Raw genomic sequence first — 9,227 nt, forward strand, 5'->3', positions numbered from 1 at the left:
TTTGTTTATTTGTACGATATTATGTGTTGTTATATATGTTTTACATAACGAAATTGGAAAAATAGACTTTAAAAAAACAATAGTATTATTTAGAGAAATGAATACAGCATATTTTGTAGGTATTATATTGTTAGGCGTACTTTCAGTCTCAGTATTATCCTTATATGACATTATGTTAAAGCAATCATTAAAAATTAGTTTGCCTATACACAAAATTTTATCTATAAGCTACATTATTAACACATTTAATAGCATATTAGGATTTGGTGGGTTAATTGGAGCTGGTTTAAGGATCTATTCTTATCGAAATGATGTAAATGATAAACAAGAATTAATTAAAAGCGTTTCATTATTACTATTATCAATGCTTAGTGGGTTAAGCTTGCTATGTGTGTTAATTGTATTAGGTATTTTTAATGCTGATACTTTATTGGCAAATATATATTGGGCAAAAATTGTATTATATATAGGCAGTTTATTTTTACCATTGTTTATTATATTTTCTTTTTTAAAACCATCGATTAGAAGAGATAGATTTCTTGGGGTAAAGTTTACAATAGTATCAGCTTTAGAGTGGTTAGCTGCAAGTTTTCTATTATTTATTATTTTAAAAGCACTTCATATAAATATTGATTATGCTCATTTAGTTGGAATATTTGTAATTGCAGCATTATCTGGATTAATTAGTATGATACCAGGTGGATTTGGTGCTTTTGACTTAGTTATTTTACTCGGTATTAAATCACTAGGCGTGCCAGAAGAACAAGTATTACTAGCATTGCTGTTGTATAGAGTAGCTTACTATTTCTTCCCGTTTATAATTGCACTAGGACTATCAACAATTGAGTTTGGTGGCATAGCTAAAAAATATATCGAAGAAAGTAAATTTTATACACCTGCTATGGATACAACATTGTTTATTAAATCTGTGCAGAGTGATTTTTTGGCGAAAATCCCTTCAATATCATTAGGCTTACTTTCAGGCATTACAGGTTTTGTATTATATTTTAATCATATACTAATATTGTATGATGCGATTTATTCTCATCATTACATGTTTTATTCAATTATATTAGCGTTGCATACAGCATCGACACTAATGTTGCTTATATGTGCAAAAGGTGTGATGTCAGGAACTATGAGATCTACGTTAATGAGCATTATTTCTGTTATTGTAATGTTGATTGTATGTATATTATCAAATAGTACCATTATTGCCTTTTTATGGTTAGCCATTTTGCTTGTATTGCTATTTATTGGGTATAAAAAAGCTATTGTCGTAAAGAAAAATATGACACCTATCAAAATTGTTTTAAGTGGTGTCCTTATTTTTACTATGTTTATATTTAATCGAATCGTTTCGGTGAATTATTTAAATTTATATCCACATGAAGTTACTAAATTTGATAAATATGCAGTGTTTACGATGTTTTGGATTGTGCTTGCAATTTTATGTTTAATTGGTGTATGCATCACATTTATGCTTTCCAAAAAATATCAGAAATCTTTATCAACAAATTCAAGTTATGAAACAATAAACAATATAATCAATAATCATGAAGGATCTTACGTAAGTCATTTAGCATTTACGGGAGATAAATCATTTTTTGTAAATAAAGATGAAGATGTATTTATTATGTATCGCTATACTATGAATACAGTGATTGTACTTGGAGACCCAATAGGTAATAAAGATAAATTCAATGAAACATTAAATGACTTTTATGATCAAATGTATTTCTTAGGGTATGACATCATTTTCTATCAAGTACAAAGTAAATTATTATCTTTATATCATGATTATGGAAATGTCTTTTTCAAATTAGGAGAAGAAGCCTTGATAGATTTAAATGCTTTCAGTTTATCTGGAAAGAAAAAACGTGGAATGCGTGCAACTTATAATAAGTTGGAATCAGAAGGTTATCAATTTGAAATAATAAACACGCCATATTCCGAAGAAGATATTAAAATGTTACAAACAATTAGTGATAGTTGGTTAGGAGAAAAGAAAGAAATGAATTTCTCAGTCGGTGCATTTAATTTAGACTATTTAAATAAAGCACCGGTTGCGGTAATTAGAAACGTAAGTAATGAAATAGTAGGATTTTGTACATTAATGTATACGAATTATAATCAATCTGTTTCTATAGATTTAATAAGATGGAATAAAGATATAGATATTTCTATGATGGATGCTTTATATATCCATATGTTGTTGTGGGCAAAAGAAGAAGGATACAAACAGTTTAATATGGGAATGGCTACACTGTCGAATGTTGGACTCAATAAACATGCTTATTTAAGAGAGAAATTTGCTGCAAAAGTATTCGAGAATATGAACAGTTTATATAGCTTTCAAGGATTACGAAACTATAAACAAAAATTCGCTCCAGATTGGGAACCAAGATATTTAGTTTATAGAAAATATAGTTCGTTATTATGGAATTTAGTTAGAGTGTCATTAACGATAAACCACAAGTAAAAAAAGAGTCTGGACATGAATGTCTTAAAAAATTAAAAAGAGCAGAAATTCATTGTAAAAATGAAATTCTGCTCTTTTTTTATTATTTAATTAGCACGTGTTGTTTTAATTCTCTTATACCATAAATAAATCACATAAAGTGCAGCTATTGCTATAACAATAATAAACACTTTAGAGTACATGCCTACATAAAGTAAAATTTCATGCCAATGGCTTCCTAAAGTTTTACCTAACATTATAAGAAAAATGTTCCACATACCAGTTCCGATTGCTGTTAATAATATAAAGGCTGGTAAGTTCATTTTAGTAATTCCAGCTGGTAAAGATATTAATGTTCTGACGATTGGTATAAATCTGCCAATGAAGATTGCCCAATGTCCATATTTTTCTAACCATTTAATAGTTTTATCTAAATCTTGAGTTTTGATACCTATATATTTTCCACGTTTATCTACAAATTTATATAATCGTTCTTCACCTATAAAGGCTCCGATACTGTATAACACAAGTGCGCCAAGTACTGCTGCAATTACTGTAATTAAACATACGATGAAAATATTTAAATTTGATTGAGAAGTCATAAAACCTGCAAAAGTTAAGATGATTTCTGATGGGAAAGGGTGTATAACATACTCTAAAAATACTAGGATAAAGACACCAATATAGCCATATTGTGTCATAAATTCAGTAATCCAATGTTCCATGACATGCTCCTCTATTATATATGAATTGACAATATTGCTACATAAAAATAGCAGTATAACATCATTATATGTTGTTATTTTAGCACATTATTATTTTAAACTTCTTCTGATTTCCTGTTCTTCTTGATAACGAGCTGGATTTTTTTTATAGAAATCTTGATGATGATCTTCAGCTTCGTAAAAAGGTTGATAAGGCAATAATTTAGTCACAACTGACTTATCTCCAGGTAACTTTTTATTCAATTCTTCAATATATTGTTCAGCTAATTTCTTCTGATCTTCATTTGTATAGAAAATAGCTGTTTGATATTGTGTACCACGGTCTTGATATTGTCCATTTGCGTCAGTAGGGTCTATTATTGCGAAATAAATTTCTAATAATCTGTTATATGAGAATAAAGCAACATCATATTGGATCTCTACTACTTCTAAATGACCAGTATGTCCTTGCTTAACTTCTTCGTACGTAGGATTTTTAGTTGTTCCACCCATATAGCCAGAAGTTACTTTATCAATTCCTTCATATTCGTCGAATGGTTTAACCATACACCAAAAGCATCCACCTGCAAAATACGCTTTATTCATATTCATTATATTTTTACCATCCTTTATTCAGTCTCAAGTCTTATTTTTTAATTAGGTTCGCAATTTTTCTTGATTTTTAATTGAGAAATTGTTTAACTTAATGTATGAGTCTCATTATAATATAATTAGTCTCAATTTTGAAGATAAAAGGTTGGTAACAATGACTTCGCAAAATCAATCAGAAACAGATGACAATCGTCAAACGAATGTACCAAAAAGAAATAAAAAGCGTAGAATTAAAAAAAGACCTTTTATTATCTTAGGTATCATCTTACTATTAGTTGCTCTTGGATTTTATATTAATGCTTCTTATAAATCAGGCTTAAAGGTTTCTTCTGATCATGGGAAAAAGAATGAATTGCATAAATTCCATAGTACAACAAGAAATGATGGTAAAGTAAATGTTCTCGTGTTAGGGGAAGATCGTAAAGTAGATAATTCACAACCAAGAACAGATTCAATTATGATTGTTCAATATGATTATTTAAAGAAAGATCTTAAAATTGTATCAGTCATGAGAGATATTTATTCAGAAATTCCAGGTGGTTATCGCAATTATAAAATTAATACAGCGTATTCACTGGGGGGACCTGAATTACTGCGTAAGACATTGAAAAAGAATCTAGATATTGATCCTGAATATTATGCAATCATTGATTTTGATGGATTTGAACAAATGGTTGATGAAATATCGCCAAAAGGTGTTCCAATCAATGTTGAAAAAGATATGTCTGAAAAAATCGGCGTTTCTTTGAAAAAAGGTCAACATAACTTAAACGGGAAAGAATTACTAGGTTATGCAAGGTATAGAAATGACGAAGAAGGCGATTTTGGACGAGTTAGAAGGCAACAACAAGTAATGACAGGGCTTAAATCTGAATTATTAAGTGTAGACTCTGTAATGAAAGCACCTAAATTAGCTGGAATTGCTAGAGGATATGTGAATACTAATTTAGATGATCCAACAATATACAAAACGGGAGCTAGTTTTATAGCTAGAGGCGATAAAGATATAAAAACATTAACAGTACCAGTAAAAGGTTCATATACAAATGCAAATGATGTTGAAAATGGCGCTGTTCTTAAGATTGATAAAGAGAAAAATAAAGAAGCAATTAAAAAATTTCTTAACGAGTAACTATTTTAAGGAAACAAAAAAAGCATTAAATGATCAAACTGATCATTTAATGCTTTTTTATATTTTATTTATTCGAAGATTATGAATCAGATTTACGTACGCCTGCAACTCCATAATGCTCAGGTTTCATTTCTTCAATGATTACATGAATATTTTCTTTCGGTGCTTTAGCATTTTGATGAACTGCTTCAGTTACATCTTTTACAAGACCCTTTAATTGTTCGTCTGATCTACCTTCAATTAACTTAATGTTTACGATTGGCATAATTAACGCTCCTTGTCATATTGAATATTTGCTGAAGGACCTGAATCTCCATTCCAGTTTGTTTGACCATCATCTTCAATGAATTCTATATTCACGTCTTCAACATGTGATAAGTCTAACAGTTTTAATATAATCCGTTTTCTTATTTCTGACAACTCTTTCAGTGTAAAGTTTTGATTTACCTCTAATAAACATTCTATATGAAGTGCCTCTCCTTCTTTTATGACTGCTAAACGTTTAATATCAGCAATAGACTTATCATCTAAAATCACTCTAGAAGCATGGATTTCTGATTCATGATCAGCAATACCTAATACGCCTTGAGCATTTTCTATAAAAATAATACCTACAATAATAAACATCATTACACCTATGATTACTGATGCGATACCTTCTAACATGCCTAATCCTGTTAAGCGAGCAATGATTATTGATATAACGGCAATAACACCACCACCAGTTGCAACAGTATCTTCCATAAATACTAACTTTGTTGCAGGCTTTGCTTTACCTATAAATAAATAACTTTTTGTAAATGGAGATAGCAGACCTTTACTGCTTTCGCCGGCTTCTTCTAATATTTCTTTACCAGCTTTTCTTAAAACAACGGCTTCAAGTACGATACCAATTGCTAAAACGCCGATGTTAATCCAAAAGAATAGTAACGGGCCATCTGTACTGTTTGGATGAATAATGTGGTGAAAACCTTCTTTTATCGTTTCGTAAGAAAGAATACCAACAATGATTACAGCAATTAAACAAACAAGGTTTATTAGTCTGCCATAGCCTAATGGGAACTTTTGATTTGGGCTTCTTTTAGAAAAAGCAGAACCTATAAATACAAATAGTTGATTTGCTGCGTCACCAAATGAATGCATCATTTCTGCAAACATAGCGATGTTTCCTGTAAAAATAAAGGCAAGTAGCTTTAAACAACCAAGAATAAAATTAACTACTGCAGCAGATAGAGAAGACTTGCTTCCTTTTTTAAGTATATTCAGAAAATCTTTCATATATTACTCCTTTAAAATTAGATTGTTATGATTATATCATTTAAATACCACATTTTAATTATAAATAAGCATTTATTTTATAATAATCATAATTATATTATGTAAACTATTTGTATTATTGGAATTTTTAAAACCATTAATTAAGGGAATATGTTATACTATTTATATTGATATAGTAATTAGGTTATACTAATTTCGGACTATTTTAATGTAACATCCTATTAAAAAATACATATTACACTATGTGTACTTGTTGTCACTTTTTAAATGAATCTAATAGGTTTATAATAGAGATAATACATAGATTATTTCAAATAAAATTATTAATTTGTATATTTTTTATGGACATTAATATATAGTCAAATAGGTTAATATTGAAAGGGGCTCTGTAGTTAATTATGAATTCATTACATAAGAAAACAGATGTAATATTAATTGGTGGGGGTATCATGAGTGCTACTTTAGGTATGATGCTTAAAGAACTATCACCAAACTTAGAAGTTAAATTATTTGAAAAATTATCAAAACCAGCCGAAGAAAGTTCTAATGAATGGAACAACGCTGGGACAGGTCATTCGGCATTATGCGAATTGAACTATACAAAAGAAGAGGCGGATGGTTCTGTAAATATTGATAAAGCAATTCAAATAAATGAGCAGTTTCAATTATCAAAACAATTTTGGACTTATTTAGTTAATAAAGGAAGCTTACCTAATCCTGAAACTTTTATTCGTCCTGTGCCACATATGAGTTTTGTATACGGGGAAAAGAACGTTCAGTTTCTTAAAAAACGTTGTGATGCGTTATCAAGTAATCCGCTATTCCCAGGTATGACTTTCACGGATGATTTTGAAACATTGAAACATTGGATGCCTCTTATGATGGAAGGACGTCCAGCTGATGACAGAATTGCTGCAACTAAGATTGAATCAGGTACTGACGTTAACTTTGGTAATTTAACACGTTCTTTACTAGATGATTTAAATGAGAAGGGTGTTGAACTAAACTACAATCACTCTGTACAAAATATTCGTCGAAACGAAGATAATACATGGCAATTAAAGATTTACAATGGTGAAACTAAAAAAGTAGAATACCATAATACTAAATTCTTATTTATAGGCGCTGGTGGAGGAAGTTTACCTCTTCTTCAAAAAACAGGTATTAAAGAAGCTTCAAACATTGGTGGTTTCCCTGTAAGTGGCTTATTTATGGTTTGTAATAACGATGAAGTTATTGCGAAACACGAAGCAAAAGTTTATGGTAAAGCCAAAGTAGGTGCGCCACCTATGTCTGTACCACATTTAGATACAAGATATATAGAAGGTAAGAGAACGTTGTTATTTGGACCGTTCGCAGGGTTTTCACCTAAATTCTTAAAAACAGGATCAAATTTAGATTTATTTGGTTCAGTTAAACCTAATAACGTTTTTACAATGTTATCTGCAGGTTTAAAGGAAATGGGACTTACAAAGTATTTAGTTGAACAAGTACTTTTATCTGATGAAAAGAGATTAGAAGATCTTAAAGAATTTATACCAACTGCTAAGTTAGAAGATTGGGATATCGTTATCGCAGGTCAACGTGTTCAAGTTATAAAAGACACGAATGAAGGCGGTAAAGGAACATTGCAATTTGGTACAGAACTCGTAACAAGTGAAGATGGTTCAATTTCAGCTTTACTTGGAGCGTCACCAGGTGCATCAACAGCTGTACATGTTATGATTCAGTTGCTAGAAAAATGTTTCCCTGATAACTTTACAAAATGGGAGGATAAAATTAAACAGATGATACCTTCATTTGGTTTAAATTTATCTGAACATCCAGATTTATTTAATGAGATAAATACATCCACATCAAAAGCATTAGGTTTATATAAATAATAAAGAAATAAAACATAGGTATGTTACTTATGTTTTATTTTTTATTAGGAAATAAAAAAATATTCATAAATTCTCTTTAAATTTTAGTTTAATCGGGTTAAACTAGCCTTAATGAAGTTTAAGGGGGATTTGAATTATGTTTGAAAAATTACTTACCTCTATAGGTATCGGTAATCTAACAATCGATACACGACTAGAAAAAACAACTTTTAATGAAGAAGAACCTATTAAAGGAAAAGTAATATTTAAAGGTGGAACATGTGATTTAAAAGTTGAATACATTATGTTGTCGTTAATTGAACGTGTTAATAATCAGAATGAGGACAGTGATTTTTCAGAATTTGATTATGAATTGCATAAGCACAAAGTAAATAAATCCTTTTTAATTAAAAAGAAAGATCATCAAGAATATGAATTTGAGTTCAAATTAGAGCAAATTGAATTTAAAGGTGAGCCTGAAGAAATCTTTTTAAAGACACACGTCCATATAGAACAATCAGTTGGCGCTGATGATGAAGAAAGACTAGAAATAGTTAGATAGAACGTGAAATAGGTTTAGTACTTAATTAGGAGGTTGAGACAAATTAATTGTCTCAACCTCCTATTTTGTAATCAAATGAACTTTTATGGCTATCCTTATAAGCACTTTAACTGAGAACTGCTTTTATTGTTACTCTTTAAAATATATACCTTGAAACAGAACATATGTTCGTATATAATGAAAATATATTTAATACGACGATGGAAGGTGATTTTATGTATGATTACCGTTTATATGAGAAGAGACATATTTTATGCATAGATCAGAATAGCTTTTTTGCGAATGTGTCATGTATGAGTAAAGGTATAAATCCTGATGAGAATAAATTGGCAGTTATTTCAGATACTAAAAGGAAAGGTGCGATTATTTTATCTGCTACTGAACCATTGAAAAAGTTAGGTATAGATACGGGTGCTAGGTTATTTGAAATTCCTCAAAGAAATGATATTTACATTATTAATCCCAATATGAATCACTATATCAATCAATCAATTGCTATATATAAAATTTTACTTAAATATGTAGAATTTGAAGATATTCAACAGTACAATGTTGAAGAAATATTTATTGACATAACTAAAGTATTTAAATATTATTGTTCAACACCATTTGACTT

Annotated in this window: 9 protein-coding genes; 5 read left to right on the forward strand and 4 right to left on the reverse strand. The window is 29.6% G+C overall.

Features of this window, described 5'->3' with window-relative positions:
* Window position 1: 1 nt before the first annotated feature.
* On the forward strand, window positions 2–2,482 hold the full coding sequence (gene mprF, locus CD129_RS13085) for a bifunctional lysylphosphatidylglycerol flippase/synthetase MprF (protein ID WP_256681923.1): 2,481 nt from the start codon (window positions 2–4) through the stop codon (window positions 2,480–2,482).
* A gap of 86 nt (window positions 2,483–2,568) precedes the next feature.
* Here mprF and CD129_RS13090 read toward each other — a convergent pair whose 3' ends face one another.
* Both CD129_RS13090 and msrA read right to left on the reverse strand, forming a co-directional pair.
* Window positions 2,569–3,186 carry a DedA family protein gene (locus CD129_RS13090; RefSeq protein WP_107510094.1) on the reverse strand — a complete coding sequence of 206 codons (618 nt, stop codon included), beginning with the start codon at window positions 3,184–3,186 and terminating at the stop codon, window positions 2,569–2,571.
* 90 nt (window positions 3,187–3,276) lie between these two features.
* Entirely contained in the window at window positions 3,277–3,777 is a 501-nt protein-coding gene (gene msrA / locus CD129_RS13095) for a peptide-methionine (S)-S-oxide reductase MsrA (RefSeq protein ID WP_107510093.1), read from the reverse strand.
* A 154-nt stretch (window positions 3,778–3,931) separates the two neighbouring features.
* Here msrA and CD129_RS13100 point away from each other — a divergent pair, with 154 nt between their 5' ends.
* Window positions 3,932–4,909, forward strand: a complete 978-nt coding sequence (locus tag CD129_RS13100) for an LCP family protein (RefSeq protein WP_078356346.1) — start codon at window positions 3,932–3,934, stop codon at window positions 4,907–4,909.
* Window positions 4,910–4,988: 79 nt separating this feature from the next.
* On the opposite strand, the gene CD129_RS13105 is transcribed toward CD129_RS13100, so the two are convergent.
* Both CD129_RS13105 and CD129_RS13110 read right to left on the reverse strand, forming a co-directional pair.
* Window positions 4,989–5,174 (reverse strand): 2-hydroxymuconate tautomerase, encoded by a 186-nt coding sequence (locus CD129_RS13105; protein ID WP_078356347.1) that lies wholly within the window; start codon window positions 5,172–5,174, stop codon window positions 4,989–4,991.
* Between the two features lie 2 nt (window positions 5,175–5,176).
* On the reverse strand, window positions 5,177–6,187 hold the full coding sequence (locus tag CD129_RS13110; protein ID WP_107510091.1) for a cation diffusion facilitator family transporter: 1,011 nt from the start codon (window positions 6,185–6,187) through the stop codon (window positions 5,177–5,179).
* A gap of 398 nt (window positions 6,188–6,585) precedes the next feature.
* Between CD129_RS13110 and mqo the strand changes: the two genes are divergently transcribed.
* The 3 genes from mqo to CD129_RS13125 form a co-directional block, all read left to right on the forward strand.
* Window positions 6,586–8,070, forward strand: a complete 1,485-nt coding sequence (mqo, locus tag CD129_RS13115; protein ID WP_078356349.1) for a malate dehydrogenase (quinone) — start codon at window positions 6,586–6,588, stop codon at window positions 8,068–8,070.
* Window positions 8,071–8,206: 136 nt separating this feature from the next.
* Complete coding sequence (locus tag CD129_RS13120; protein WP_078356350.1) at window positions 8,207–8,611, forward strand: sporulation protein; 405 nt, start codon at window positions 8,207–8,209, stop codon at window positions 8,609–8,611.
* 215 nt (window positions 8,612–8,826) lie between these two features.
* A partial coding sequence (locus tag CD129_RS13125) for a Y-family DNA polymerase (protein WP_478335184.1) occupies window positions 8,827–9,227 on the forward strand: 401 nt, incomplete at its 3' end.

Source organism: Mammaliicoccus fleurettii (assembly GCF_003970575.1).
Classification (GTDB): domain Bacteria; phylum Bacillota; class Bacilli; order Staphylococcales; family Staphylococcaceae; genus Mammaliicoccus; species Mammaliicoccus fleurettii.

Bases quoted from the DNA above. Each gene is read 5' to 3' on its own strand.
- CD129_RS13090 (WP_107510094.1), bottom strand. From the start codon at position 3,186: ATGGAACATTGGATTACTGAATTTATGACACAATATGGCTATATTGGT.
- msrA (WP_107510093.1), bottom strand. From the start codon at position 3,777: ATGAATATGAATAAAGCGTATTTTGCAGGTGGATGCTTTTGGTGTATG.
- CD129_RS13100 (WP_078356346.1), top strand. From the start codon at position 3,932: ATGACTTCGCAAAATCAATCAGAAACAGATGACAATCGTCAAACGAAT.
- CD129_RS13105 (WP_078356347.1), bottom strand. From the start codon at position 5,174: ATGCCAATCGTAAACATTAAGTTAATTGAAGGTAGATCAGACGAACAA.
- CD129_RS13110 (WP_107510091.1), bottom strand. From the start codon at position 6,187: ATGAAAGATTTTCTGAATATACTTAAAAAAGGAAGCAAGTCTTCTCTA.
- mqo (WP_078356349.1), top strand. From the start codon at position 6,586: ATGAATTCATTACATAAGAAAACAGATGTAATATTAATTGGTGGGGGT.
- CD129_RS13120 (WP_078356350.1), top strand. From the start codon at position 8,207: ATGTTTGAAAAATTACTTACCTCTATAGGTATCGGTAATCTAACAATC.